This window comes from Methylobacterium sp. BE186 (assembly GCF_031457035.1).
In the GTDB taxonomy this organism is placed as follows: Bacteria; Pseudomonadota; Alphaproteobacteria; order Rhizobiales; family Beijerinckiaceae; genus Methylobacterium; species Methylobacterium segetis.
In genome coordinates this window covers 1-25,644 of record NZ_JAVDVV010000002.1, presented here as the reverse complement: position 1 = coordinate 25,644, position 25,644 = coordinate 1, and the positions used below count along the sequence as shown (strand labels likewise).

The 25,644-nt window shown below is 62.5% G+C and carries 21 protein-coding genes, 3 pseudogenes and 2 other annotated features; of the genes and pseudogenes, 12 read left to right on the top strand and 12 right to left on the bottom strand.

Going from position 1 to position 25,644, the window contains the following annotated elements; translation table 11 throughout:
* Nucleotides 1-239: 239 nt before the first annotated feature.
* The 5 genes and pseudogenes from J2X36_RS02230 (at nucleotide 240) to J2X36_RS02210 (ending at nucleotide 8,508) form a co-directional block, all read left to right on the top strand.
* Nucleotides 240-1,214, top strand: a complete 975-nt coding sequence (locus tag J2X36_RS02230) for a homocysteine S-methyltransferase family protein (RefSeq protein WP_310345646.1) — start codon at nucleotides 240-242, stop codon at nucleotides 1,212-1,214.
* Nucleotides 1,215-2,821: 1,607 nt separating this feature from the next.
* On the top strand, nucleotides 2,822-4,213 hold the full coding sequence (locus J2X36_RS02225) for an HlyD family type I secretion periplasmic adaptor subunit (RefSeq protein WP_310345643.1): 1,392 nt from the start codon (nucleotides 2,822-2,824) through the stop codon (nucleotides 4,211-4,213).
* Nucleotides 4,214-4,391: 178 nt separating this feature from the next.
* Entirely contained in the window at nucleotides 4,392-5,120 is a 729-nt protein-coding gene (locus J2X36_RS02220; RefSeq protein ID WP_310345640.1) for a hypothetical protein, read from the top strand.
* Between the two features lie 1,769 nt (nucleotides 5,121-6,889).
* Nucleotides 6,890-7,144, top strand: coding sequence for a DUF6894 family protein (locus tag J2X36_RS02215; protein ID WP_310345637.1), 255 nt, complete (start codon nucleotides 6,890-6,892; stop codon nucleotides 7,142-7,144).
* Nucleotides 7,145-7,280: 136 nt separating this feature from the next.
* Nucleotides 7,281-8,508: pseudogene (locus tag J2X36_RS02210) on the top strand (IS3 family transposase).
* Nucleotides 7,561-7,677, top strand: a sequence feature (AL1L pseudoknot). (Overlaps the previous pseudogene by 117 nt.)
* Here the strand turns inward: J2X36_RS02210 and J2X36_RS02205 are convergent.
* Genes J2X36_RS02205 through J2X36_RS02195 form a run of 3 tightly spaced genes read right to left on the bottom strand, consistent with a single transcriptional unit; the run spans nucleotide 8,490 to nucleotide 10,784 of the window.
* Entirely contained in the window at nucleotides 8,490-8,744 is a 255-nt protein-coding gene (locus tag J2X36_RS02205) for a hypothetical protein (protein ID WP_310345634.1), read from the bottom strand. The pseudogene J2X36_RS02210 and the gene J2X36_RS02205 overlap by 19 nt on opposite strands.
* A 4-nt stretch (nucleotides 8,745-8,748) precedes the next feature.
* Nucleotides 8,749-9,018 (bottom strand): hypothetical protein, encoded by a 270-nt coding sequence (locus J2X36_RS02200; protein ID WP_310345631.1) that lies wholly within the window; start codon nucleotides 9,016-9,018, stop codon nucleotides 8,749-8,751.
* Between the two features lie 38 nt (nucleotides 9,019-9,056).
* Entirely contained in the window at nucleotides 9,057-10,784 is a 1,728-nt protein-coding gene (locus J2X36_RS02195; RefSeq protein WP_310345627.1) for a sensor domain-containing diguanylate cyclase, read from the bottom strand.
* Nucleotides 10,785-11,156: 372 nt separating this feature from the next.
* Here J2X36_RS02195 and J2X36_RS02190 point away from each other — a divergent pair.
* Nucleotides 11,157-12,385, top strand: a protein-coding gene (locus J2X36_RS02190; protein WP_310345623.1) for an IS3 family transposase whose coding sequence is annotated in 2 segments (ribosomal slippage) — nucleotides 11,157-11,445 and nucleotides 11,445-12,385 — 1,230 coding nt in all. Because the reading frame shifts where the segments join, the coding sequence is not laid out codon by codon here.
* Nucleotides 11,438-11,554: a sequence feature (AL1L pseudoknot), on the top strand. Its footprint overlaps the gene before it by 117 nt.
* Nucleotides 12,386-12,423: 38 nt before the next feature.
* Here the strand turns inward: J2X36_RS02190 and J2X36_RS02185 are convergent.
* Nucleotides 12,424-12,964, bottom strand: a pseudogene (locus J2X36_RS02185) (IS5 family transposase); the annotation flags it as partial.
* Nucleotides 12,965-13,232: 268 nt separating this feature from the next.
* Here J2X36_RS02185 and J2X36_RS02180 point away from each other — a divergent pair.
* Entirely contained in the window at nucleotides 13,233-13,742 is a 510-nt protein-coding gene (locus J2X36_RS02180) for a cyclic nucleotide-binding domain-containing protein (protein WP_132254899.1), read from the top strand.
* A gap of 83 nt (nucleotides 13,743-13,825) precedes the next feature.
* Here the strand turns inward: J2X36_RS02180 and J2X36_RS02175 are convergent, their stop codons facing one another.
* The 7 genes from J2X36_RS02175 to J2X36_RS02145 all read right to left on the bottom strand — a co-directional run bounded on the left by J2X36_RS02175 (nucleotide 13,826) and on the right by J2X36_RS02145 (nucleotide 21,055).
* Nucleotides 13,826-13,996: a hypothetical protein gene (locus J2X36_RS02175; protein WP_310345618.1), complete on the bottom strand. Its 171-nt coding sequence runs from the start codon at nucleotides 13,994-13,996 to the stop codon at nucleotides 13,826-13,828.
* 86 nt (nucleotides 13,997-14,082) lie between these two features.
* Nucleotides 14,083-15,441, bottom strand: a complete 1,359-nt coding sequence (locus J2X36_RS02170; protein WP_310345615.1) for an HlyD family type I secretion periplasmic adaptor subunit — start codon at nucleotides 15,439-15,441, stop codon at nucleotides 14,083-14,085.
* 210 nt (nucleotides 15,442-15,651) lie between these two features.
* On the bottom strand, nucleotides 15,652-15,867 hold the full coding sequence (locus tag J2X36_RS02165) for a hypothetical protein (RefSeq protein WP_132254897.1): 216 nt from the start codon (nucleotides 15,865-15,867) through the stop codon (nucleotides 15,652-15,654).
* A 22-nt stretch (nucleotides 15,868-15,889) separates the two neighbouring features.
* Nucleotides 15,890-16,015 (bottom strand): hypothetical protein, encoded by a 126-nt coding sequence (locus tag J2X36_RS02160; RefSeq protein WP_310345612.1) that lies wholly within the window; start codon nucleotides 16,013-16,015, stop codon nucleotides 15,890-15,892.
* Between the two features lie 326 nt (nucleotides 16,016-16,341).
* The gene (locus J2X36_RS02155) at nucleotides 16,342-17,256 is read right to left on the bottom strand and encodes a calcium-binding protein (RefSeq protein ID WP_132254896.1); all 915 of its coding nucleotides are present in this window, start codon (nucleotides 17,254-17,256) and stop codon (nucleotides 16,342-16,344) included.
* Between the two features lie 449 nt (nucleotides 17,257-17,705).
* A complete protein-coding gene (locus J2X36_RS02150) occupies nucleotides 17,706-19,478 on the bottom strand; it encodes a type I secretion system permease/ATPase (RefSeq protein ID WP_310345607.1) in 1,773 nt (590 codons plus the stop codon).
* A gap of 515 nt (nucleotides 19,479-19,993) precedes the next feature.
* Nucleotides 19,994-21,055: a patatin-like phospholipase family protein gene (locus J2X36_RS02145; protein ID WP_310345605.1), complete on the bottom strand. Its 1,062-nt coding sequence runs from the start codon at nucleotides 21,053-21,055 to the stop codon at nucleotides 19,994-19,996.
* A 552-nt stretch (nucleotides 21,056-21,607) separates the two neighbouring features.
* Here J2X36_RS02145 and J2X36_RS02140 point away from each other — a divergent pair.
* Together J2X36_RS02140 and J2X36_RS02135 are read left to right on the top strand one after the other, a co-directional pair.
* Nucleotides 21,608-21,754 carry a hypothetical protein gene (locus J2X36_RS02140; protein WP_310345602.1) on the top strand — a complete coding sequence of 49 codons (147 nt, stop codon included), beginning with the start codon at nucleotides 21,608-21,610 and terminating at the stop codon, nucleotides 21,752-21,754.
* A gap of 97 nt (nucleotides 21,755-21,851) precedes the next feature.
* Nucleotides 21,852-22,193: a hypothetical protein gene (locus J2X36_RS02135; protein ID WP_310346571.1), complete on the top strand. Its 342-nt coding sequence runs from the start codon at nucleotides 21,852-21,854 to the stop codon at nucleotides 22,191-22,193.
* A gap of 1,030 nt (nucleotides 22,194-23,223) precedes the next feature.
* Here J2X36_RS02135 and J2X36_RS02130 read toward each other — a convergent pair.
* Nucleotides 23,224-23,355 carry a hypothetical protein gene (locus J2X36_RS02130; protein ID WP_281024576.1) on the bottom strand — a complete coding sequence of 44 codons (132 nt, stop codon included), beginning with the start codon at nucleotides 23,353-23,355 and terminating at the stop codon, nucleotides 23,224-23,226.
* 48 nt (nucleotides 23,356-23,403) lie between these two features.
* On the opposite strand from J2X36_RS02130, the gene J2X36_RS02125 reads away from it, so the two are divergent.
* The 3 genes and pseudogenes from J2X36_RS02125 to J2X36_RS02115 form a co-directional block, all read left to right on the top strand.
* The gene (locus J2X36_RS02125) at nucleotides 23,404-24,708 is read left to right on the top strand and encodes a DUF3616 domain-containing protein (protein ID WP_310345597.1); all 1,305 of its coding nucleotides are present in this window, start codon (nucleotides 23,404-23,406) and stop codon (nucleotides 24,706-24,708) included.
* A gap of 446 nt (nucleotides 24,709-25,154) precedes the next feature.
* Nucleotides 25,155-25,370 carry a hypothetical protein gene (locus J2X36_RS02120; RefSeq protein WP_132254891.1) on the top strand — a complete coding sequence of 72 codons (216 nt, stop codon included), beginning with the start codon at nucleotides 25,155-25,157 and terminating at the stop codon, nucleotides 25,368-25,370.
* Between the two features lie 137 nt (nucleotides 25,371-25,507).
* Nucleotides 25,508-25,644: pseudogene (locus tag J2X36_RS02115) on the top strand (DNA-binding response regulator); the annotation flags it as partial.

Sequence of the window (25,644 nt, the reverse complement as noted above, 5' to 3'; positions counted from 1 at the left end):
GAGTTGCGGAACGCAGTGGTATCGTGCGCCTATCGGCGAATGCATTCTGCCTGAGCGTTGAGGCGACGAGGAAACACCTCCGGTGTCTTGACGCCAAGCTGCGCATTCGGCTCGTCGTCTTGCTCGACCGATCGTGATCTTGACTTCGTGCAGTCGGCGGGACGAGATTGCCGCCCAGCCAGGAATGGCAGCCGCCCACTCCGTTTTTGAGGCTCATCGGCTTCCTCCAGAGGCGCGCAATGCCCCTGTTTCGTAGTGCTCTGCCCCAGCTCAGCGGTCGACCGTTCCTGACCGACGGCGGGCTTGAGACCACCCTGGTGTTCGGGGATGGGCTCGAACTGCCCTGCTTCGCGGCGTTTCCGCTGCTCTGCAGCGAGGAGGGCCGGAGCCGCCTGCTGCGCTTCTTCGATCCCTACATCGCGCTCGCCCAGCGGTACCGGACCGGCATGATCCTGGACACGCCGACTTGGCGGGCCAACGCTGATTGGGGTGAGCGGCTCGGCTTTGACTCGGGCGCCCTCGCCGAGGTGAACCGCACCGCCATCCAGTTCGTCTCGGCCCTGCGGCATCGGCATGCGAGGGCCGATCTGCCGCTCGTTCTCAACGGCGTGATCGGACCACGGGGCGATGGCTACGAGCCTGAAAAGGCCATGTCGGCCGATCAGGCCGCCGAATACCATCGTGCTCAGATCGAGGTCATTGCGGCTAGCGAGGCCGACATGGTGAGTGCGGTCACAATGACCTCGGTCGCGGAAGCGGTCGGCATTGCCCGTGCAGCCCGCGCGGCAGGTCTGCCGGTGGTCATTTCCTTCACGCTTGAGACCGATGGCCGCCTGCCTTCGGGTCAGCCCCTCGGCTCCGCGATCCAGGAGACCGATGCGTCCACCGAGGCCTACCCCACCTACTACATGATCAACTGCGCTCACCCCGCGCATTTCGAGGCCGTGCTAGCGGAAGAGGAGCCTTGGCTCGAACGGCTCCGAGGCCTGCGGGCCAACGCCTCGACGAAGAGCCATGCTGAACTCGATGCCGCCACCGAGCTTGATATCGGCGACCCCGTGGACCTCGCGCGCCGCTATGCCGGCCTCCGAAAGCGCCTGCCTGGCCTCACGGTCCTTGGCGGCTGCTGCGGCACTGATCACCGGCACATCGCCGCGATCTGCGAGGCTTGCATCGAGGAGGCTTCTGCGTCCGTCGAGAGCCGATGGCAGTGAAGGGGCCGACGGTTAGGCGGGAGTGGACGTCATCGTAAGAGGGCCGATGGATATTACGGTCGTCACGTCGGGCGCCCCGTAATGAACGTTGTCCAAGTTGGCCGTCAGACGACGAGCGGGCGCACAGAACCGGTGTTTTGCCGACGCCGCAGGCTCCAGTCCGGTGTCCCGCTTAGACCTCGGTCATGGTCATGTTCTTGCCACCCATCTGCATGGCAACGCGACCGCGGAAGGAGGTCGGCGCCATCAGGTAGCGCGCTCGCCTGCGCCGCGTTCTGAACCCCAAGCAAACATTCGGCGTCCACTACATCGGGATTCATCAATCAGGCCAGTGCGTTAGGGCTGGCCTTCTTCTTTCCTGCGTCCACTATTTTCGAAAACAACACCCCAATCAACGGGTCCGCGTCCATTGTCGGCGTCAACCCACTGCTGAAACTGCGTTTTTCGTGGGCGCTGCCCTCCTAGGCGGCATGCGGAGGCGTCCCCGAGGAACTCGATCCTGCGAACGCGGCGCCGAGCGTTCACTCCGCCGGGATCTACCTTTCATTGCCGATACTTGAGACGGAGAGGCCGCCATCCCCATCCACTCCGTGGGCGCACGTGACGGCCCACCGGCTTCCATGCCCCACCTAGCGCCAGACTGTAACCCTTCCGATCGCGCGCACTGTCTGCGCCCTCCTGCCGGTGAGGATCGGCACGGCGAAGCGCTTCTTGAAGCTGTTGGCGACCATCTCAGCCTCCCTGCGGGCGCGGTGAGTGCAGGCAGCACATCTGCTGGAGCGGGCGAGAGCTCTCCTAAAGAGCCCGGCTCCATCGGGGCGAGCGCGAGCTGATCGGCTGGCACCGCAGCAATCGCGGCGCTCGGTGAGGCCTCAGGCTGCTTCTTCTTCGAAACTGCTGAGATGAGACCGCTGAGCATGGCCGCCTCCGAAGGTCGCCGCCTTTAAACTCGGCAGTTCGGGTTTTCGTTCTGGCCTGCGGCCTTGCAAAGCGCGAGGACGAGCCCGCGCTCCCTTCAGTGTCGGAAGAGGGCAACAACGTCGAGCGCCAGCATCACTGTCCCTGTGGCCGCCACCGCGAACAGAAGGACGGTGCCAATCAGGACCGTAAGGGTCTCAGCAGGCCTCAAAATGCGTCGGCGGCTCGTATCTTTCTGGAACATCTCGCTCAATGCTCTCGTCGGCCTCATCGGCCACCGCAAGAGCTGAGCCATTACCTCGACCGTAGAGCTCGGCGCTCCCCCAGTCCCGGATCTTGCCCGCACTCGCTCGCGGTCGTTCCGCTCTTACGTCTGCAAGCGCACGTAGGTTGCACAACTTATCCTTTATTTCTCTAAGCTTGAGAGTTCACTATGGCTGCCGCCAACTTCGAGCGGGCGTTTGCGCTCGTCCTATGGCGGGCTCAGTCGTGTCTGGGCAGTGTACGCGCAGTTCGCCTTGCAACTCATAGTTCGTCGGGCTTTCACCCGCCAAAGGCTGCAGGACTTCCGCTTAGCTGCTCCGCAGGCAGTGCATTGTTCAGATGCACAAGGGCTGCCCCGTTTGGATGCCGTTTGATGCAGACCGGATTTGCCTTACGGTGAACTCCAGCGACTGCGCGGATAAATCATGGCCAACGAACAATCTAGCGGCGTTGATTCGGTGGCGCGTCAGCGTCCCTCCACCCAAGGCTCAATCCGCCGGCACCTGATGGTCGGGTTGGGTGCGTGCGCCTTCCTCGTCGCGACCGCCAGCATCGCCTCTGTCTCTACCCTCTCGGGCGCCGTGATCGCCCCAGGCCGCATCGTCGTCGAGTCCGACGTGAAGAAGGTCCAGCACCCGACCGGTGGGGTCGTCGGGCAGCTCTTCGTGCGGGAGGGCGCGCGCGTAACGGTCGGTCAGGTGCTGATCCGGCTCGACGAGACGCAGACGCGGGCCGAACTCGACATCGTGCGCAAAGCGCTGGACGAGTTGGCGGCGCAACAAGCCCGACAGGAGGCAGAGCGGGATGGTGCGTCCAGCATCACGTTCCCAGACGATCTTCTGACGCGCGCAGTCAGCGATTCAACGGTGCGGCACCTGATCGAGAGTGAGACGCGTCTGTTCAAGGCGCGGCTCTCCGCACGCGAGGGCCAGAAGGCGCAGCTGCGCGAACGGGTCACGCAGCTCGGCGAAGAGATCGGCGGTCTGGAGAGACAGGTCGTGGCCAAGGCGCGCGAGATCTCCTTGATCAACGATGAGTTGAGGGGGGTGCGTGACCTCTTCGCCCAGAACCTGGTGCAGTTCGCGAAGCTCAACGCTTTGGAGCGCAATTCGGCCGGGTTGTCCGGAGAGCGAGGCAGGGTCGTGGCCTCGATCGCGCAGACGAAGGGCAAGGTAGCCGAGACGGAACTGCAGATCCTGCAGGTGGACGGGGACATGCGCACGGAGGTCGGCAAATCGTTGTCCGAGATCCGGGGGCGCTGGTCAGAGCTCGTCGAGAAGCGGGTGGCGGCTGAGGACCGGCTCAAGCGCATTGACATTCGGGCGCCGCAGGACGGCTTCGTGCAGGAGCTGAAGGTTCATACGATCGGCGGGCTGGTAGTGCCGAGCGAGCCGGCGATGCTGATCGTACCCTCAGCTGACCAGCGGGTGGTCGAGGTCCAAGTCAATCCGCAGGACATCGCCTACGTGAAGGTTGGTCAGCTCGCCTCGCTGCGCTTCCCCACCCTGAACCAGACACGGACACCTGAGATCGGCGGCAGCGTGATGCGGATCGCTGCGGATGTCAGTCAGGATCAGAAGACGGGTGCCCCGTACTACACCGTCCGGATCCGTCCGTCCGAGGGCCAGGAAGCGCTTCTCGGCAAATCTGTCCTGCTGCCCGGCCTGCCTGTCGAGGCGCACATGAGCATCGGCGATCGAACGATCATCAGCTACTTGGTGAAGCCGCTCGCCGAGCAGATCGAGCGGAGGATGGGGCTCGTTACTGAAGATCCGATCCATCATATTCCAACGGTCGATCAGTTGACGACAAACTGATCGGAGCGCGGCGAAGCTGGCTCATAAGCCCCGCAGCCCTTCGGCTCGCGGGGCTTATCGCTTTTATTTCTAGGCGGAGAACGTCAAAACGATCGCGGCGACCAAGCGGTCGTGGCCAGAAGCAGTTGCGCTGTTGAATGCGAAGGGCGCCCATGCCCGACCGAGGCCACACGACAGCTTGACCACTCATATTTTGATGCAACGCGGCTATGCTTGGACGAGCGCTTTAGGAATTGATCGCAAAGGGAGCCCAGGCTCGATGCCTTTACCAGAATGGCTGACTCAACTCCTCGACGTGAGCCGCAGATCTGAGCGCATTGCCGACAAAGATTTCGAGCGTGATCAGGCCGCGGTCGATGCGAAGCTCGCCCCATATTGGGGTCACCACTATCCAGAAAGGCCGCCGGATCCCAGAATCATAGATCCATCTCGCCTGAAAGCACTACGCGGACGTCTCCTCGACAAATATCACTATCGCTGGCGGCAGGTTGAAGCGGCCGATGAGATCGTCGATGCTCTATTTGAGCCTCTGATTGAATCCAGAGGCGCGCGAATGGCTTTAACAACTCAAGTAATATTTTTGAATGACGAAGGGCATAGCCCCGATTCTCGTCAAAGGCCGCAACCGGAAGAGTTCAAGAAATACTATTACATAACCGTGCATAGCCTTCGCCTTGGCGCATTCCTCACTTCCTACGAGGAAGCTGTCCGCCTTCTCAATAATGTGCTTCCAGATTGGGGGTTTACTGCTCAAGTGACGCGTGAGGAAGTTCGGGTTCGGCTTGAGCGCGGTGATGAGCAACTCGACTGGGTCACTGGTGGTTCGATCGCCACCCTCATCGTCGCCGCTCTTCTGGACCTGCTGGCGGACCGTCCCACTGAAGCCAAGCCGTGGCGAAGCCTCTGATTCGCGCTTGCTTCAAGCAACGAGAGAGTTTGGCCGCAGGTAGGCGCCAGCACAAAAGATTGTCATTAGCTCATGACCCAGTTAGGTATTCTTTATAAACTAATAGAGAATGGATATAAATCTAAGATAGAAGTCTTTTGAATACGCTGCGAGTAAATTTTATAATTTCCTTACGACGCAAGTCGCCGCAGAATTGCGTTTTTGAGCAAATAAATACATATCTTGCGAGCGCCACTTGTCTAAAACCAATTAAAATACTAGTGTTTGAATCTTCAACGCGGAGACCAAAATGCGAGTATTGATTTCGGCTGCAATTGTGTGTGTGCTGTCTTTTTCGAACTCAGCACACGCACAATCTTGTGCGTCAAGCATGCGTGCAAATATGTCGCAAATGGCCGCCAATGCTATTCAATGCGGCGAGTCTGCAGATCTATTGAGTTCCATCCAGAGCGGTGGCTCAGGACGCGCCGATATGGCGGAACTTGCCTCCTCCTGCTCTCGAGGGCGGGCAGTAACCAGCCAACTGAGCGCGTTCAACGAATGCTCGCGAACCTACGTGTGTGCGACCCTAGCATATGCTTATGCTCTCGCTAACCTCAGCAATTTTGGAGGAGATTGCAGCGCGGCAGCAAATGCGGGCTTGAGCAAATTTCCCGTTAGATGAATGTAGCCATGCGACTCTCTTCATTACTGATTATCATCTCAATTCTGATTGCCAGCAGGGCGCAAGCTGAGTCTCTATCAACATGTGATGAGCTTAAAAAATCACAAGGCATAGTCTCGTACCTAAAATGTGTTGCGACTCAGCCGGTGACGAACTATCGACCTGGCGCTGGACCCGGTCCTGGCATGGCTTTGGACGAAATGGACACGCAAATTAATCGCGAGTTTTGCGCAGGCCTATGTGAAAGCCAGGAGGCAGGAAAGAAGATTGGAGATTGCACCTGCAAATAACTCCAGCGAGCAACGTAAGAGAGGCGCTAACATGCTGCTGGTGTGATAATCATGTCGGCCCGGGCGCCAAACTCGAAAGGGCGCCCCGGTCCTAAAAGAGCCAAGTTAGTTTGCCGGCATTACTCCAAAGTCACGCTTGGGCCCGCCGCTGCTCTCGTCTGCTTTGCCCGAGATGCTGCTCCGGTGCGGATCGTATCCACTGGTTGTATTCATGGGTGGCCCATAGTTCGGGCGAGAAGGATAATATGTCCCGGTTCTGCCTCCTGGATCTTGGACAGTTCGGCCACCCGACCGTGTTTCTCCGAGCGTCTGTGCATATACTGCGCTTGTCGACAGAATTAGACCAGCTGTAAATATTTTCAAAATCATCTATGACAAGCTTCTGATTAGATTTGATGTACAATGATATAGATTGATGCGTCGGATGTCGAACAATTATATTTCTGTATTTATATTATGAACATAGACAAATGAGATTTATCGAAAAAGTATTTGAGATGATTCATTATTGCTTTTCGATCAAGCGCGCCAGTTTTGTGTGGCATTGGTGACGTTGACATGCAGGTGGATGAGGGTCTTGCCTCTCGGTAATAACTTTCCCATGACTCACCCCACGTATCCCGACTGGGACTGCGGCGACCACGAGAGAGGCCGCCGTGCTCTTCAGATTGTCTCCTCTTAGGCGCTTTCCGGACTGCGTCTCCCACGTCACCGCCTGCGCGGCCGAGGTTGAGGAAGCCGCGGTAATCGAGCGAGCACTCCACGCCAGATCATGCGTTGACGCCGGCAGAACATCTCTGCCGACGAGAACGCCCATGCCCTGGTACTTCTTCGACGTGCTGCACGACGGTGATGACGTCACTCGGGATCACAAGGGCGTCGATCTTCCCGACATGGATGCGGCCCGGACCCACGCGATCGGGATCTGGCACAGGATCATCAGCGAACGGGATGCTGGTGGCCGCGATCCCCAGCACTGGAACGTTGCCGTCCTAGACGTGCATGGGACCGTGCTGGCTCTTGTGCCGATGCCGACCGGCCCAGATGGTAGACCTCCCGCGATGGGCTAATGCGTGGCGTTGCCGGCCTCAGGCTTCCGCGCGCTCTTCGTCAGCACAGCCTGTCCGCCAGTCCAAGCCGGTTCTGGGTCGCCTACTGAACCGCACCGGGTTTCCCGGAGGCCCTAACTCTTGCGAGGATGGAGCCATGACGAAGCGAACCCCACCGTTTTCCCCTGAGTTCCGCGAGCGTGCGGTGCGGATGGTGCTGGGCATCAGGGTGAGCACGACTCGCAGTACGGCGCGATCCGCTCGATCGCGGCCAAGATCGGCTACTCGGGCGAGACGCTGCGCAACTGGGTCCGACAGGCCGAGCGCGACAAGGGCGTTCGGGCTGGGCCGGCCACGGACGAGCGCGAGCGGATCAAGGCGCTGGAGCGGGAGAACCGTGAGCTCCGGCAAGCCAACGAGATCCTGAGGAAGGCGTCGGCGTATTTTGCCCAGGCGGAGCTCGACCGCCGGTTCTGGTCATAATCGCCTTCATCGACGAGCACCGTCAGACCTACGGGGTCGAGCCGATCTGCAAGGTGCTGCCGATCGCCCCGTCGACGTATTACGCCCATGCCGCGCGGCGGGCCGATCCCGGCAGGCTGCCGGCCCGGGCCAAGCGGGACGCGGCGCTGACGGCCGAGATCCGGCGTGTGCACGCGGCCAATTTCGGCGTCTACGGGGTCCGGAAGGTGTGGCGGCAACTCGCCCGCGAGGGGATCGCGGTGGCGCGCTGCACGGTGGCCCGGCTGATGCGGGCGACAGGCTTGGTCGGCGTCGTCCGAGGGCGCAGGGTCCGCACCACCGTTCCCGATCCAAAGGCGGCTTGCCCGCTCGACCGGGTCAATCGGCAGTTCAAGGCCGAATGCCCGAATAGGCTGTGGGTGGCGGATTTCACCTACATCGCGACCTCGGGCGGCTTCGTCTATGCGGCTTTCTTGATCGACGTCTTCGCCCGTCGGATCGTCGGGTGGCGGGTATCGCATCAAGCCCGGGCGGACTTCGTGCTCGATGCCTTGGAGCAGGCCCTGCACGAGCGCCGCCCCTTCGCCGGCAGCGGCCTCGTCTGTCACTCGGATCGCGGATCGCAATACGTGAGCATCCGCTACACCGAGCGCGTCGCCGAGGCGGGCATCGAGCCTTCTGTCGGTAGCGTCGGGGACTCGTACGATAATGCTCTGGCCGAGACGGTGATCGGCCTGTTCAAGGCCGAGGTCATCCACCGGCGCGGGCCGTGGTGATCCTTCGAGGCTGTCGAGTACGCCACGCTCGATTGGGTCGATTGGTTCAATCACCGACGGCTGCTCAAACCGATCGGCAACGTGCCTCCCGCCGAGGCGGAAGCGCGCTACTATGCAGAGGTCGAGGTTCAAGCCTTGGCCGCCTGATCCAAACCAAACAGCCTCCGGGAAACCCGGTGCGGTTCAGTCTCGTCGGGGCAGAGCCGCTCGAACAGGATCAACGCCTCATGATTGCAGGCGCACTTCACGGTTATGCCGCGGGCTCCGTTCTGGCGCGCGTTGGCGACCGTGGCCGGCTCGCATTCCAGGCCCTCCAGGTCGCAGCTCCGGCGCGGGTTGCGGGGGCGGCGCGGGACCGACGGACCTCTGCCGATCGCGCGCATGGCCTCACCGCTTCGCCTGACGCGCGGCGGACTGCACCGCGCCGTGCTCCGCACGAAGCTGTTTCAGGGCAAGCTCGAAGTCTGAGATCTCAACGACTCTTGCCGCAGCGAGCCGCGCCTCGTCTTTCGACAGGCGACCGGTGTGGGCGATCTGGTCAGGATCCTCGGTGAAGAACAGGTGCCCGATAGCGAGGCCGTTCGCATCCTCGATGCGGTAGGCGCCCTCAAGTTCGACGACGCGCCAGGGCGGTACGAAGCGGTTGGGGTCGGTCATAGGCGCAGCCAGATCAGCATCATGCTGCCGAGAGACAACTATGCGGCCGCCCGGAGACTTGGCGACGCTGTCGCCGCAAACGATCGCACGCAGTTGCGCCCGTCGGACTTGGCCGCATAGAGGGCGCAGTCTGCCCGTTCGATCGTGTGGTCGATGTCACCATCGGTGAACTCAGCCTCGGCCATGCCAATGCTGATCGTCGACCTGAGGCATGGCCCTTCGGGCTCGAACACGGTGTTTGCCACCGTCTGGCGGATCCGATCCGCGAAGAGGGCCGCGCCTTTCAGATCGGTCTCGCGGAGCAGAACCACAAACTCCTCGCCACCGAACCGCGCGACCTTGTCGGTCGTCCGGATCGCCTCGCTGATGATGCGTCCAACCTGGCGGATGACCTCGTCGCCCGCAGCGTGGCCGTACAGGTCGTTGACGCCTTTGAAGTGATCGATGTCGATCATCAGGATGCAGATCGAACGCCGGTAGCGCTTGAAGTAGCTCATCGCGTCGTTGGCCAAGGGCAGGAACGCGCGCCGGTTGAGCAGGCCTGTCAACGCGTCCGTTTCGGCCAGAACCTGCATCGCGTGCAGATCGGCGCCGAGACGTCTGACGCGATCCTGAGCGGCATGAACCGCCTGTGAGGCCTCCGCTTCGACGAGGCGCGCCTCCGCCTCGGCGGTGCCGATGCGCCTCAGCAGAGATCTCACCGAGGCAGACAGGCGCAGAACCTCGGGCGAGCCGTGCACATGGCGCGTCATCCTCGCATTCGGCTCGCGGCCGATGCGGTCGAGGGCTCCCGTCAGCTGCGCCAAGGGCCGGGTCAGCCGTGCCGCGGCCCACCAGATTGCGACAACGCCGAGTACAGCCGTGGCGAGCCCGAGCAGGAGGATCAAGGCGGTCAGACGGTTCGCCCCGGCCAGTGCCGTGTCGACCGGCTGCAGCGCAACGACGATCCAGCCCAGGCCCGGGTAGTCGCCTCGTCCGCGGGTGGCGGCGGCCGCGGCGAGCCGATCGCCTTCAGCACTGTGGACGATGAAATGGCCGGATGCGAGATCCGCGGCGGTGTACGGGGTCGCTCCAGGGTTGGATCCGAGCAGGACCCGGCCGGCGCGATCGAGGACGACGACATCCTCCTTCAGCTCAGGCCTGCGAGACGACAGGACTTCGCGCCGGACGATGTCGGCCCATCTCCAACTGAGGTGAGCTCCGAGAACACCGACGATGTGGCCCGAGGCATCGGCGATCGGGACCGCTACATCCACGAACCGGAACGGCATCCCGTCGCTGTTGGGAGGAAGCTTGGATTCCAGCAAGGCCGCCGCGTGCACGTCTTCGACTGCGGCTTGCTTGATGCCATCGTTGAACCAGGGCCGCTGGCTGACGCTCGCCCCTTCAAGAAGGCCGCCTGTGGCGGCACGCACCCGGCCATCGCGATCGGCAAACCCGATCCAGGCGTAATCCGGCAGCGACCTCTGGATCGTTTCCAACACTTTGCGAAGGCTGCCGGTATTCTCAAGCCAGTGGGGCTGCAGCGGCTCAAGCGCCCCGACGTTGCGGATCTCCCGTAGACGCTCGGCCATGTCCTGATCGAGCCGATCAGCCATCGACTGGGCAACCTGAAGGAGGGCGTTATGCGCCATATCGGTGGCCTGCCCGCGCGCCAGCAGCGCAGACCCGATCGTGGTCACGCCGACGATCGCGAGACCGATGGAGCCGGCGAGCAAACTGATCTGACGGCGCAATGAAACGCGGTCCGCGAGCCGCTTGAACATCTTGAACGATCCTCGACCCAGGAGGATTATGCGGCTCAGTTCATGACGGCGCGTAAAATTTATACGTAAACAACTCGCTCCTTGCACGATTCGGCGGCAGCCGCATAACCACCCGTTCCGGCTGTAGATCCCTGCCTCACTAAGCAACCTACAAGCGGACGTTCCGCGCTTCTGCAACGGGTCGCAAGCAGCCCCTCGCTGTGGGTTCCAAGTGTCGGGTTTGGGCCACTAGGTAGGGGACTCATTCAGGTCCAAGCGAGGACACAGGCGGCGAGGGCGACGGCGGCCAAGGAGTTGCACGCCAAGCGGTCGTAGCGTGTTGTGAACCGCGCCGGGATTTTCGGAGGCTCCAACTCTTGAGAGACTGGAGCCATGACGAAGCATATTCCACCCTTCTCCCCTGAGGTTCGCGAGCGGGCAGTCCGGCTGGTTCGAGAGCATGAGAGCGAACACGGTTCACAGTGGGCGGCGATCCAATCGATCGCGGCCAAGATCGGCTGCTCGGGTGAGACGCTGCGCAACTGGGTTCGCCAAGCCGAACGTGACGGCGGCGTACGAGCCGGGCCGACCACGGACGAGCGCGAGCGGATCAAGGCGCTGGAGCGGGAGAACCGCGAGCTCCGGCAGGCCAACGAGATCCTGAGGAAGGCGTCGGCGTATTTTGCTCAGGCGGAACTCGACCGCCGGTCCCGGTCATGATCGCCTTCATCGACGAGCACCGCGCCACCTACGGGGTCGAGCCGATCTGCAGGGTGCTGCCGATCGCCCCGTCGACGTACCACGCTCATGCCGCGCGGCGGGCCGATCCCGGCAGACTGCCGGCTCGAGCCAAGCGGGATGCCGTGCTCATGGCCGAGATCCGGCGCGTGTACGAGGCGAACTTCCGCGTCTACGGCGTGCGCAAGGTGGGGCGGCAACTGGCCCGCGAGGGGATCGCGGTCGCGCGCTGCACGGTCGCGCGCCTGATGCGGACGATGGGCTTGGCCGGGGTGGTGCGCGGGCGCAAGGTCCGCACCACCGTTCCCGATCCGGCCGCCTCCTGCCCGCTCGACCGGGTCAACCGCCAGTTCAAGGCCGAATGCCCGAACAGGCTATGGGTGGCGGATTTCACCTACGTCGCGACCTGGGGCGGCTTCGTCTACGCGGCTTTCGTGATCGACGTCTTCGCCCGCCGGATCGTGGGCTGGCGGGTGTCGCGCTCGGCCCGGGCGGACTTCGTGCTCGACGCCCTGGAGCAGGCCCTTCATCAACGTCGGCCCTTCGCCGGCAGCGGGCTCGTCTGTCACTCGGATCGCGGGTCGCAATACGTGAGCATTCGCTACACCGAGCGCTTGGCCGAGGCTGGCATAGAGCCTTCCGTCGGAGGCGTCGGGGACAGCTACGATAATGCTCTGGCCGAAACGGTGATCGGGCTGTTCAAGGCCGAGGTGATCCATCGGCGCGGGCCGTGGCGCACCTTCGAGGCGGTCGAGTACGCTACGCTCGAATGGGTCGACTGGTTCAATCACCGTCGGCTGCTTGAACCCATCGGCCACATCCCTCCCGCCGAGGCTGAAGCGCGCTACTATGCACAAGCCGAGGTGCAAGCCTTGGCTGCCTGACCCAAACCAAACGGCCTCCGGAAAACCCGGAGCGGTTCAGTTGCGACGCGCCGCCAGGTCTTGAGATGGCCGAATAGGCGCTCGATCAGGCGCTTGGGCGGAACGATGGCGCGCAGCAGAGGCAACGCCATGCGGATGTCGGCTACATTGCCCGGGGTCAGGGCGAGCGCAACCGGTCCGCCACGACCATCGGCCAAGCAAGGGATTTTGCTCGTGAAGCCGCCTCGCGAACGGCCGATTGCTTGGCTCCAGGCCCCCTTTCCGCCTGCGGCCGATCGATGAGCCTTCACGTCGGAAGCGTCGAGCATCAGCTCGTCTGGGACAGGGCCTGCGGCAGCAATCTTGGCAAACAGGCTCTGCCGGATACCGCGCTGCGACCATCGATTGTAGCGAATGTAGATCGTGGTGTGCGGACCGTAGGCAGAAGGCGCGTCCTGCCAGCGGCAGCCAATCTTCAGCACATGCAGGATGCCGCTGATCACCCGCCGATCATCCACGCGGCTTGCCCGGTTGGCCGTGAGGCAAGTGAGGTTCGATCCGGGCCCAGGCTTCATCGGAGAGCCAGAACAGCCGTGCCATCACCACTCTGCCTCCGCGGGAAACCCCAAACTCAGGAAGAAAACGCGAACAACAGCAATTGTTTGTATGAGTTCCTACCTAGGGTAAGCCCTTTTGGAACGCCGCACCTGCCGATCGTCCCCTCACGGTGGATTTTGGACGACCATTGGTCGTCTACCGAACGTTCCGGTCGCGCTCATGCCGCACGTGCAAAAAAAGTTGCGCACGGACGGAGGGACTACAAAGATGCGAGGCGCCCGAGTTCCGGGCGCGGGAGTGTAATAGGCTGATGGCTGTCAGTTCGCCCGAGCTGAGGGCGTTCTTGATCGATACACCTTTCTTCGGTGGCCTCTCAGGCTCGAGTCTCGACCTCTTGATCTCGATGCTAGTCGAACGCCACTTCGAGGCAGGCGCTACTGTGGTAACAGAGGGAGAACCAGGCCGTTCTATGTATATCGTCCATTCCGGAGAGATCGTGGTGAGCAAGCTGGGAGCTTCTGGGTGCGCGATCGATCTCAATCGTCTCGGCCCAGGCGATTTTTTCGGTGAAATGACGCTGATCGGAGTTCAAAACCGATCAGCCACCCTCGTCGCAGAGAGCCCGCTCGTGCTGTACGAGCTCACAGCCCGAAGCCTATACTCGTACTACAAGGCTGACATCTACGCTTACGCGATGGTGATGCAGAATATCAACCGCGAGCTCTGCCGGCGGCTTCGCCGAGCGGATGACCGATTTGCCGAGCTTGCCAACGCTGCACGCGTTTCAACGACGCGGACTTGCCTGCGTCGTGAGGAGTGAGAACCGGCCACGGACTTCAGAGCGGCAGCACCGTTTTGCCGGTGCATTGACTGCTGTCGATCAAGAATCTGCGTCGAGGTAGCTCAGCTTGCCTCGGGATCCCAATCATCACGCGAGCAAAGGCTGAACGCCTCATAAAGGTCGGGCGCTTCCTCAACGCCCAGCCGGGCGAACGGCTGCGGCGAGCCTTGATCCCCGGTAGTGTGCTCCATCAGATCGGCGCACGCCGTCTTGTAGGCAAGCGACACCGCCAACCGTGCGCCTCAGGATTCCCGGAAGCACGCTATGCGATACGGCGGACTCGCCCACTTGCCGGCCCGTGTGCCCGCCAGCACGCGTTCTAATGTTCTCGCCACGCTTTCGCGACCTGCTCAGCAAGCGGCTTCGTGAGGTAGGATAGCACAGTGCGCTCGCCGGTTTGCAGAAAAGCCTCTACCGGCATGCCGGGCACCAGTTGGACTTCGCCTAACCGCGCGCGCTCAGCCTCCGGAACTCGGATGCGCGCCTTGTAGAAGAACACCCCGGTCTTCGGATCCTGGGCCACGTCGGCTGCAACCCGATCCACCTTACCGTTGATCTCGGGCGTAGTCCGCTGGCTGAAGGCCGTGAAGTGCAGGATCGCGTCCTGAGCGACCCGGACGTGATCGATATCCTTCGGTTCGATCTTCACCTCGACGGTGAGTTCGTCGGCCTCAGGCACGATCAGCATCGCAGGCTCGCTCGGTGTGATGAGCCCGCCTACCGTATGCGCTGTCATCTGGTGGACGATGCCGTCCTGCGGCGCGCGCAGATCCGTGCGGCGCAGGAGGTCGAGGGCCGCCGTCTGCTTCTCCTCGTATTCGGACCATTTGGCGCGAATGTCGGTGAGGTCCTTGTTGACCTCGTTCCGCATGTCCTGGTCGACCTGCATGATCTGCAGCTCGACCTCGTTGATCTTGACTCTGGAGCCTGCGAGCCCTGCGAGCAGTTTGCCGCGGTCGCCCTCGAGGCGCGCCGCCTCGCGCTCCAGATTCGTCAGGCGCGAGATCTGGACGAGGTTCTTCTGCCAGAGCTCGCGGATGCCCTTCAGCTCCATCGTGACCGCGGCGATCTCCTTCGTCTTCGCCGTGACCTGCTCCGTCAGCCCGGCGATCTCCTGTTCAAATTGTGCAATGCGCTCGCGGAGCTGGCTCTTCTGACCGTTGCGCGCCTTCGCTCGAGAGAGGAACAGGCGCGTCTCGCTGTCGAGGAGCATCGCCACTGCCGGGTCGGAAGCAACCCGTGCCTGAAGGTCAGAGGGAAATGCTATGCTGATGTCACCGTCGCGCTCGGCCTCCTCGCGGGCGCGGCGGGCAGCCAACACATCCAGGGCCCGCAGGACGATGTCGAGACTGGATCGAGGCTGTGTCTCGTCGAGGCGGATCAGGATGTCGCCCGCCTTGACGCGCTGGCCCTCCTTCACCCGCAGCTCGCCGACGATGCCGCCGACTGGGTGCTGAACCTTCTTGACGTCGCTGTCGACGACGAGTTGGCCATTCGTGATGACCGCGCCGCTGATTTTCGTGAAGCTCGCCCACCCGCCCACGCCCCCCACGAGGACGGCAATGATGAGGGCCGTCAGGCGAACCTGGTGGCGGACCGCGGCGCCGGGTGAAGCGCTCCGGTGATGCCGTTCGCCGGTTGAGAGAGGCGGGAAATTCGCCGGAATGGTGGTGGGCATCGGACACTCTCCTGCTGGAGGCGGCTATGACGCCGGTTGGCAGCTGGGCGAACAGGGTCGCGGCGGAGGAGGTATCGGAAGATCAGAGATGATCTTGAGCGGAAGATGCCTGCTCCGAGTGGATAGAGATCTTTTAAATCAGCGCCAGAGGGGTTCTGTGAGCCCGGTCACACAGACACGGTACCCGCGGTCCTGATCCCTCCGGTAAGGTCAGTTCAATCGGGAGCGGATCCAATTCGGAGACATCAGATCGCCGTCTTCCGTGACGATCCAAGGCTGCCGTTCGGGTTCGACAAGGGCAGCCGCAGCCGCGGCGATCGCCTCGCGCAGGCTTGCGAAACGCTCCGGCTCGGCCGGCAAGAAACGCTCGGCCACGGCATGCCACACCTTGAGAGCGGCGGGGCGATCGAGGGCTTCGACTTCCATCGGGGTCAATCCTTGACTGTGCTTAGGCGTGAGCGAAGCGAGGATGGCTGAGGATTGCTGCGGGTGTTGCCCGCGGCTCTGACGCCTTGATCGGCACCACGATCATCACCTGCGTACCGGTTCGGGGATCGAGAACGATGAGGGTCATCGGGGCCTCCTGCTGTTCTGGTCCCGACTTTCTCACCGTTGGAGAACGGTGACTGTGACGCGCCTCACGAAGCCGTGTCCGTGGCCTACGTGCTCGTACATGAGCGCTCCTCAGCCGCAGTGGGGGTGACGTCCGGCCGTTCGGAGTGCCCCCTGAGGTTCTGTGGCGGTGCTCCGGCGGTCCGGCTCGAGCCTTCCTCGATGACCTCGCCCGAGCGGAAGCACTTCCGCTGATCTCTGCAGCCCATCGCCGGTGTTCGCGACATGCCTAAAAAAGAAGGGCGGCCGAAGCCGCCCCTCAGGTTTCCAAGATGCAGGGACTGATCGTTAGGCGAGGTTGCCGAACGTCACGCCAGCCTGATCGATGACGTTGGTGCCGTCGACGAGGCCGCCCGCGAAGTCTTCGAGGATCACGTGCGCGCCGTTGTTCAGCGTGAGGATCGTATCCGCTCCGCCACCGCCTTGGATGTTAGCGAACTGCGTGTTGGAGATGGCATTGTCCGCATTGAAGAACAGTCGGTCGCCAGCTTCGAAATCCTTGATCACCAGGGTCTCACCGTTGGTGAGCTGGGTCAGGTCGACAAACGCGTCGTCCTGCGCCCCATCCTGAGCTCCGAAGTGGATGACGTCGCCCGTCTCGCCGCCAGCGAAGAAGTTGTCCGCACCCGCTCCGCCACGCAGCTCATCGACGCCCGGGCCGCCAACCAGCTCATCGTTGCCCTCGCCGCCGTCGAGCTTGTCGTTGCCCGGCCCACCGTGCAGGACATCATTCCCGGCGCCGCCGCTGATGACGTCATCGCCCTGCTGACCACGCAGCTCATCGTTGCCCTCGCCACCGGTCATGGTGTCGTTGCCAGCGCCGCCGAGCATGTTGTCGGCACCCGCGCCGCCATCGAGGGTATCGTCGCCGTCACCGCCGTCGATCTTGTCATTACCCTCACCGCCGTTAAGGGTGTCCTTACCAGTGCCACCGCTCAAGGTGTCGTTGCCGCCCTCACCAAACACCTCATCGTCGCCTTCACCGCCATCAACAAGGTCGTTGCCTTCACCGGCCTGAACGAAGTCATTGCCAGCGCCCGCTTTCACGCGGTCATCGCCTTCACCAGCGAACACGACGTCGTCGCCACCGCCGGCGTCAATGACGTCAATTCCGCCCTGGGTGTCGATGAAGTCCGCATCGTTCGAGCTCTCGATGCCCACGCGCACGATGTCGGGGTTGTTGTCTCCGATGAACGTAGCCATATCCGTATTCCCTCTAATCTGATGTCGCCGTCTTTCTGATCGGCGAGTTGTTTTTGATGCATCCCAGATTATCTTTCTGTGACCTAAATCACGTATGGTCCAGACATGCCCTCAACCCGGGTAAAGGATAAAAAGACGGTGCTGCTGCGAGCATAAGCTTGACCATTGCTGCTTTGTGCGGAGAGGTGCTGATCATGCTCGCGCAGACTTCGTCGCAGCAGCGCGTTGCGGCAGTGCCTTGCAGGTGCTGGGCAGGTGGGCACGTCCTCACACGCACCCGTCATCAACTCGGACGCCCAGGGCACTGGCAAGCCTGCCGAGACGCAGATAGGCACGTCAATATGAATAAACCCGCGCAGCGTGAGTGCTGCGCGGGCTGCATGTTTCAGGAACAAGGCTTGTTATTAGATTAAATTTTGTTGTAATTGAAAGAAAGAGTGGTATTTGTTCTAAGCACTCTTCTTCACAGCTTCTGCAGAGTGGCTGGCTGTTGAAGCGGACGGCGGCTGAGCTGGCTTCTTGGTGGCAACACCATTCGTGGCGCCCGTTCCACGGAGCTTCTGCAGAACCTCATCCTTACGGCCGAAGGAATGAACTTGGCCGCCGTTCATGCTCAGGACTAGATCCACCCCAGCGAGTGCGCTCATCCGATGCGCCACGAGGATCACCACACCGCCTCGAGCCCGCACACCGAGAATAGCCTGTGTGAGAGCCGCATCGCCCTCATTGTCGAGGTTCGCATTCGGCTCATCGAGCACGACCAGGAAGGGCTCACCGTACAGCGCGCGCGCCAGCCCTACCCGCTGCCGCTGTCCGCCGGACAGCCCGACTCCGCCTTCACCAAGCTCGGTTTCGTAGCCTTCGGGCATTGCCTGGATGAACTCGTGGATACCGGCAGCCTTCGCTGCCTTCTCGACCGCCTCTGGACTTGCGTCGGGTGAGAAGCGGGCGATGTTCTGAGCAATCGTTCCAGCGAAGAGGGCGACTTCCTGGGGTAGATATCCAACATACCGGCCAATATCGGCCTTGGCCCATTGCTCGAATGGGATGCCATCGAGCTGAATGGCGCCTTGATGAATTGACCATACTCCCAGAAGACCACGGATCAACGTCGACTTGCCGCATCCGCTCGGCCCTATGACTGCGACCGCTTGCCCAGCTTTGAGAGCGAAGCTCACGTTTTTGACGGTCAGACGCTGTGCACCAGGCGGAGCGATGCTGACACCCGCGACCTTCAAGAAGCGTGATGGCACAGACAGCACCCCGCTTCGGCTCGGCGGAGCTGCCTTGGCAGAAACCTCGCCCAGGCGCTTCCAGGCCTGCTGCGCGGCTACAACGGTCTTCCAGTTCGCGATGGTCGAGTCGAGCGGAGCCAGAGCGCGTCCCAGGAGAAGGGACGAGGCGAGGAGAACACCCGTGCTGCCGTCACCGGTGATGACGAGGTAGGCGCTGATGGCGAGCACACCGGACTGGAGTGCCATGCGCGACACCTTGGAGATAGCACCAACGGCGCCGGAGATATCCGACACACGCTGTTGAGCGAGGAGGAAGTTGTGGTTCGCCGCGTTCCAGCGGGCTGCGAAGTGCGTCTGCATGCCCATGGCAATGAGGAGGTCGGAGTTGCGGCAACCGGCCTCTGTCACAGCGCTACGCTGCATGGCGTGCTCGCTCACCACCTTCAGGGGGCGGCGCGTGAGCCGGTCAGCCAGCATGGTGATCAGGAAGAGGAACAGAGCGCCGCCGACTGCCGTCACTCCGATAAGGGGATGGAAGAGAAAACAGACGCCGAAGTAGATCGGCATCCAGGGCAGATCGCAGAGTGCGGCCGGCGCAGAGCCTGAAAGGAAGGCGCGCAACTGATCGAGGTCCTGCATGGGCAGATATCGGCTGCCTGCAGGCGCGCCCTCGCGTGGGCCGTACACCATCTGCTTGAAGACATGCGGGCTCAGGAAATCGTCGAGAGCGGCGGCGATCCGGGCGAGCATCCGGCCGCGCATAGCCTCCAGCATGCCCTGAAAGGCGTAGAGCATCAGAGCCAGCAGCACGAGGCCAACCAGGGAGGGGATTGACCGGCTGGGGAGGACGCGGTCGTAGACGACCAGCATGAAGAGAGAGCCGGTCAGATAGAGCACGTTCACCAAACCGCTGGTGACAGCCACGCTGATAAATCCGGAGCGACAGCTGGAGAGCACAGCGCCGATTTCGTGAGATGCGGACTTCATTGTGCATCACTCCATGCTGGGTGGGTTGAGCCAGGAAGAACGTCGTCGGCGAGGGCTTCTTCAGCTTGTGCTGCGGCCTCCCGCCGATCGAAAGTCCAAGGAAGCATCAGGATTTGTAGAGCCCCAGCAGCCACCTTCTGTGATCCGGCTCACGCTCAGCTCGCGCAGGGCCAAATGTTGAGCAAGAAAAAAGCGCTCCAGCGGTGAGCTGAAGCGCTTCAGTAGGATTGTCATGGCGAGTTGTTTGTACGCGCTCTTGGTTCCTGTGAATGTGAGGCAAATCACACTTTGGAGAATGGCTCGCTGAGTGAGAGCACAAGCTCTAAATGCAAGACGAGCAAGGAACCCCTTGCGCAGCACATCATGCGACGCAACTCGGCGCCTGTGAGTTCATCTCGTGGTGAGCGTTCGCGTGCAGGGCAGATCATAATGTTCAGTCGGCGGAAGTTCGCTTCGGCGATGCGGACTGAGGCGACTTGATGCCGGCGATGGGCACGCCCGAGACCTTCCGTGTATCAGAGGTACTTGGCTTGCAGATCGACGGTCGAACGCTGACCAACCTCCGCGAACTCGCATGCGAGCCACGCCTCTGCCCGTGCCCGCCCGACTCCGTGCAAGTGAAGCAGGAAATCCAAGTCCGCGTTGAGCTTCGAGGCGACGCCGAATGTCTGCATGACGTCCTCGGCATCGATTGCGTGAATGCGCAGCAGCTTCATCTCATTGCCACGCAGGATACCATTTTCGATTAGCCTGTTGACGAAGCTGATCGCACGCATCTCGCGCATCAGCGATGAGTTGAAGCTGATCTCGTTGATCCGGTTCATGATCTCCGGCGCGGTGATAGGCACCTCCGGGCGATAGATCGGATTGATGTGCACAAGGACGACATCCGTGCAGTCGCACTCGTAAATGAGCGGAAAGACAGCGGGATTGCCCATGTAGCCGCCATCCCAATAGTGCTCACCATCGATCTCGACGGCTTGAAACAGGAATGGCAGGCACGCCGAGGCCAGAACCGCATCGGCGCTGATTTCACCAGAGCCGAAGACCCGGACCTTGCCTGTCCGCACATTGGTGGCTGAGAGGAAGAGCTTGACGGCGGAACAGCGCCGCAACTCGGCAAAGTCGATGCTGTTCTCCAGCACCTGCCGGAGCGGGTTATAATTCAGAGGATTGGACTGGTACGGCGAGATGATGCGCGTCAGGGCATCGAAGAACGGAAAGGCGAGCGATGTCTCAAGTCCGTAGTTGCCGAAGAACCGGTCCCATGGCGAGGGCTGAAGAGGGCTGAACAGCGCTGCTTGCGCGATCCCTCGCCAGAACGTGTCGAGGGCTTGCCGCGCGCCTTTTCGCCCCCCGACCGTCAATCCATATGCGAGAACCGCAGCATTCATCGCCCCGGCGCTTGTTGCACTGATGCCCTCAATGGCGAGACCATCTTCTTCGAGCAGGCGGTCGAGAACGCCCCAAGCGAAAGCACCGTGAGTTCCACCGCCCTGAAGGGCGAGATTGACAGACTTTACTCCATCACTGCCGCTGCTGGCCGCCAGCCGACCCGCTTCCAAGCGCTCGGCCATGCCAGGAGCTCCTCTTCGGGGATCGGACACCGGGGCATCGTCACCGGAACATCAGCGGAGGCGCAGTGTCTATCGAGTGCCTTGCTACCGCAATTGCAACCTGACCCCGAACGCCGAGCGACACCCCAGCTTGCGGAGGCTCAGGATCATTGCGTCGAAATGGCCGTTGGCGCCGGAGATTTGCAGTCCGAGGTCGAGGCGCTGCTGATCCGGCTCTCAGAAATCGAGCGCGAGCGCGACGAGGGGCGCTGCGCCGCGAGGGGCGGTAGCATAAGCGCAATCATGGGACATCTGCAGAAATCCCGAAACGGGGCGTAAGCGCAGCGGCATAAGCTCGATGCTGCCCTCGCTGACGCTCACGCGGCCGACCGACACCCGGGGATCTACAAGTCCGGGCGGTCGAGGAGAACGCCCATGGAGTAGCACGACCTCTGCGGCGTGCGTGAGGCACATCACAGTTTGATGAGTGCGGAGGGGGCATGCCGCCGCTCGGCAATGCCCAGTTGCTGCCAGATCTGGCACACCGCTCCTGACCAAGCCACTGAGGTTCGTATGTCCGCTCTTCGTTCGATTCGCCGGCTGCTGGCCTTGATCACCGTCCTCATCCCGGTCGACATGGCACGCCCCGAGATCAGTGCCGACGATGAAACCACCCCGAAGACCGAGGTGGTTGAGGTCGTGTTCCGTCACTTCGTCTGAGTTCGACTTTGGCCAATGCGACGGGCTGGCAAGCGGGGCAAGGTGACGAAGCAGGCTGACGGTTAGGGTGGTGGCGTCCCCGCCAAGAGACACCGCCATGCCGGTACTGCCGACTCGCTTCGCCGGGATCATCCTGGCGTTCGCGCCCCTATTCGTCCGCCGCTCGTGGCGCCACGCTCAGGTTCTATTGAGCTGCGCGATCCTCGCCCCTGGTCGGCTCACGATAGCCAGCGTCCTGCGGATCATGGGCCGCGCGCACGAGCGGCAGTTCGTGAACGCCCATCGCCTCCTTAACCGTGCGGCGTGGTACCTGCGCACCGGGAACCTCGACGAAGATCAGGCGATAGCCCAGGGTGAGATGCCGGTGCTCAACAAGCCTTACCGCCGTGACGAGCTTGCCCGCTCGCTGCGTCTGGTGCTGCGGGGCGAGCGACGTTGACCCGTCACCGAGGCGGCATAGGCGGGCGTGAGTGCGAGCGTTCACAGCGCACATAGGAGCGGCGCGAGCCGAATGCTGGCCCTCAGAATGGTGATGCGGCGGGTGGTCCTGTCGTACTCCTCACCTGCTCAGCAGCCCCGGCAGATGCCGCCCATGGCCCGCTTCGTGTGAGCGTCCCACCGCTTGTCCCGTGCTGTGCGCGCAGCGTCATTGCGCTTTGTCGCTTCGGCCGTCTCTCGAGCAGCCTTGCTCGCACCCTGACCCGGCGCGTTCGCCACGGGTGGGCTTGCTGGTGCGCCCGCGGCTCCCAGTGACTCAGGCGTCGGCTGTCGGTGTCCAAGTGGCGCTGCCTGCGCTGTGCTGACGGCTGCGCTGAACGCGATCAGGATTGCAGCTGTCCTCATCATGCGACCTCCTCGCAGCCGGCGCCGCTGAAGACACACGCAGACAACAGCCTCGCCTCGTGGTGCGGGCTGAGGCCGAGCTGGCTTGCGACCAGCTGATGGGTAGACAACGGTCTGCGCCTTGCCCTGATCCCGCAGTGCCCTCCGCAGCTCGGGCAAGGAGAGTTCTCCAAGCGAAGCGCTGCAGAGAAGGAAACGCTCATGAGCCCCGCGGCCGGCAAGATCCAGCGTGCTGTTATCGCCGCCTTTGAGGCGGAGCCCGACAACGCGTTCACATCCGCGGGAGTGATAGAGCGCACCTACCCTGGACTCGGCTGCATCGAGTCGGCGGACGGCTCGTCTTCTTCAACCGGTACAACGTGGTCTCCTACGCCGTGGGGCAGCTGAACTCCGGCACCCGCAACGATTACCGGAGCACCGCTCCGCACTGCACCGGCGGTTGCTCTGAAGCTGAGTTGCACGAGGAGATCTCCCCGGCGGCCGGGCTTCGATGCGGTTCGGTCGACACGCGCATTTTCAGCCAGCCACTTGGCCGTACGGCCAGACGAAAACCGGACTGTGTTTTACAGGCGCCGGGGCGCACCTCGTCGGCCGCAGCCGTCGGGTTCGCGAAGTGGACCCGCTGCCTATTTCCGACTGGCCGATTTAACGGCGGCGCTGACCATGTCCTTCGAGGATGGTGCAGCCGCAATCGTCTTCGGCGTCAGCTTCTTCGGCTTCTTAGCCTCGCGGTTTCCGCGCTTCTTCTCTGAGGCCATGACCAACCTCCAAGGTAGCGAGGCCATGATGCCACGGTTTGACCAGCTATGGCACGCGAATTTGGAAGCCGACCGAAAGCCACCGCTCACTGGGAGGGAAGAAGAGGCCTTGGAGTAGCGATGAGGGACGTAGAAGCACGCCTCGATGCAGCGACCATTGCGAACAAACTGACGGGTTGGCGGAACGAGTTCTCAATCCTGATCGGCGACCTCAGACGATGCAGCCAGGCGGGAGCCCTCGCCGGCGCCGCACAGCAGGAGGAGACTGCCCGAATGACGCTGCGCCCGATGTCCGCGACCGCGTTCGCCCTGCTGGGGCTTCTCGCAGCCATGCCCGCCGTCTCTGAGAGCCTCACCTATACAGGATCGGAGCTCGCGGCCAAGGGGCTCAGGAGCGACGGCAAGGACGGTCTCGAGCCGGCGCACGACGTCAGCGGAATCGCCTGCCTGCCGCCAGATGCGCAAGGACGCCGCTCCTGCCTCGTGGTCAACGACCAGGATACCTACGCCCAACTCGCGAGGCTCGACGAGGAGCGGCTGCAGGGCGGCGATCTGGTCTTTCTCATCGACAAGGAGAGGAGGCGCACAATCCACGGCAGGAAGCCGAAGCGCCTCGGCTGCTCGCAGGGCAAGGGCGGCTTCAAGGATCTCGACGGCGAGGGCGTGGCCTACGCGGCTCCCTACTTCTACGTCGTGGGCTCGCACGGCTGCGCCCGCAAGGACCGCACCGCGGTCAAGTCCGCCTTCGTGCTGGCCCGCCTGCGCGTCGATCCGGATGGCGTCCCGTCTAGCAACGACTTTGGCTCGGTCGAGACCACGTGGCGGCTGAGCGAAATCCTGCGGCGGGATCCGGTCGTCGGCCCACATTACGGACGTGATCTCGACAAGGAGCACGACGGACTGAACATCGAGGGCGTCGCGGCGATCGGCGATCACCTCTTCTTCGGCCTGCGGGCGCCCTCAATCAGCGGCAAGGCCTTCGTCTTTGCGGTCCGGGCGGATGGACTCTTCGCGTCCGGCGATGCGCCCTCCGGCGCGAGGGGCGAGCGCATCGAGATCGAACTCGGCGAAGGTGTCGGGATCCGCGACCTCGCCGCGCTCGACGACGGACGCCTGCTCATCCTGTCGGGGCCGACGCTCCAGCAACCCGACATCCCGTTCCGGGTCTACGCTATCGAGCTGAAGTCTCAGGCTCGCCCGGAGCTTCTGACCACGCTGGAGGATGTCTCGGTGGGCCGGGACGATCGAGCGAAGGCGGAAGGCATCCTGCCACTGGATGGTGAAGCGAGGCGTTTCCTCATTCTGTTCGATGGCCTCAGAAATGGCGGTCCTCGGCTCTACGAGCGCAGGTAGGTGCCTTCTGCCAGTGCTACACCCACATTATAGCGATGCGGACGGCGACGCCGGAGAATCTCCTCGCATCCACGCAGCTCCTCGGAGCGTCTGCTTCCGGGCCAGCAACCCCATTACGAACGGCTCACAATGGCCGACTTCCGTCGCGCGGACCTGCGGGATCGAGCTTGCAACTCAGATCACGACAATGAGCATGCCGATGCTGAACAGCGAGCCAATGGCAGCCGCTGAGAGGGCGAGGAGTTCAAGGACGTCCATACGCCGCCCTGCCGAACCACCGTCTCTCAGGCCTGAGTGGCTCTCGCTTGAAGAAGGGGCGCCGGTACATCCGCGGTCGCCCCTTCCTCTCGCCAGTCGTCGGACAGCACCTATGCAGAGCGCATGGTTAACGAGTCGTTAGAGGATCCGGCAGACGATCATGGCCGTCGCTGCCACGCGAGAACGCCATGAGCCGGAAGCCGCCCAACCGCATAGCCGCTGCCTGCATTGCTGAGGCGATCGCAAACGAACTGGCAGCTAGCGCCGCTCGCCAGCGGCAGGAAGGCGGACCAGAAACCGCTCAGGAACTGCTCCGTCACGTTCGGCATCACCGGGTGAAGGCGATCAAGCTGCGGGCCCTGGCCGGTGCGGAGCACTACAAGACGATCAGCACACTGCGGTAACGCTCATCAACCTGCTCACAGCGTTGTGACGGCCGCTCGAGCGTCGCCGTCCCTAGCAGAGAACGGGCGGCGCTCGTTGCCATTAACAATCCAGTATCCATGACGGAATATGATCAGCGCCTCACCGAGGTGCCGTGATGCGCGTATTGCTTGTCGAAGATGATGCGTCCGTCGCGGCCAGCATCGAGCTGATGCTCAAGTCCGAGAACTTCAACACCTACACCACCGATCTCGGTGAGGAGGGCGTCGATCTCGGCAAGCTCTACGATTACGA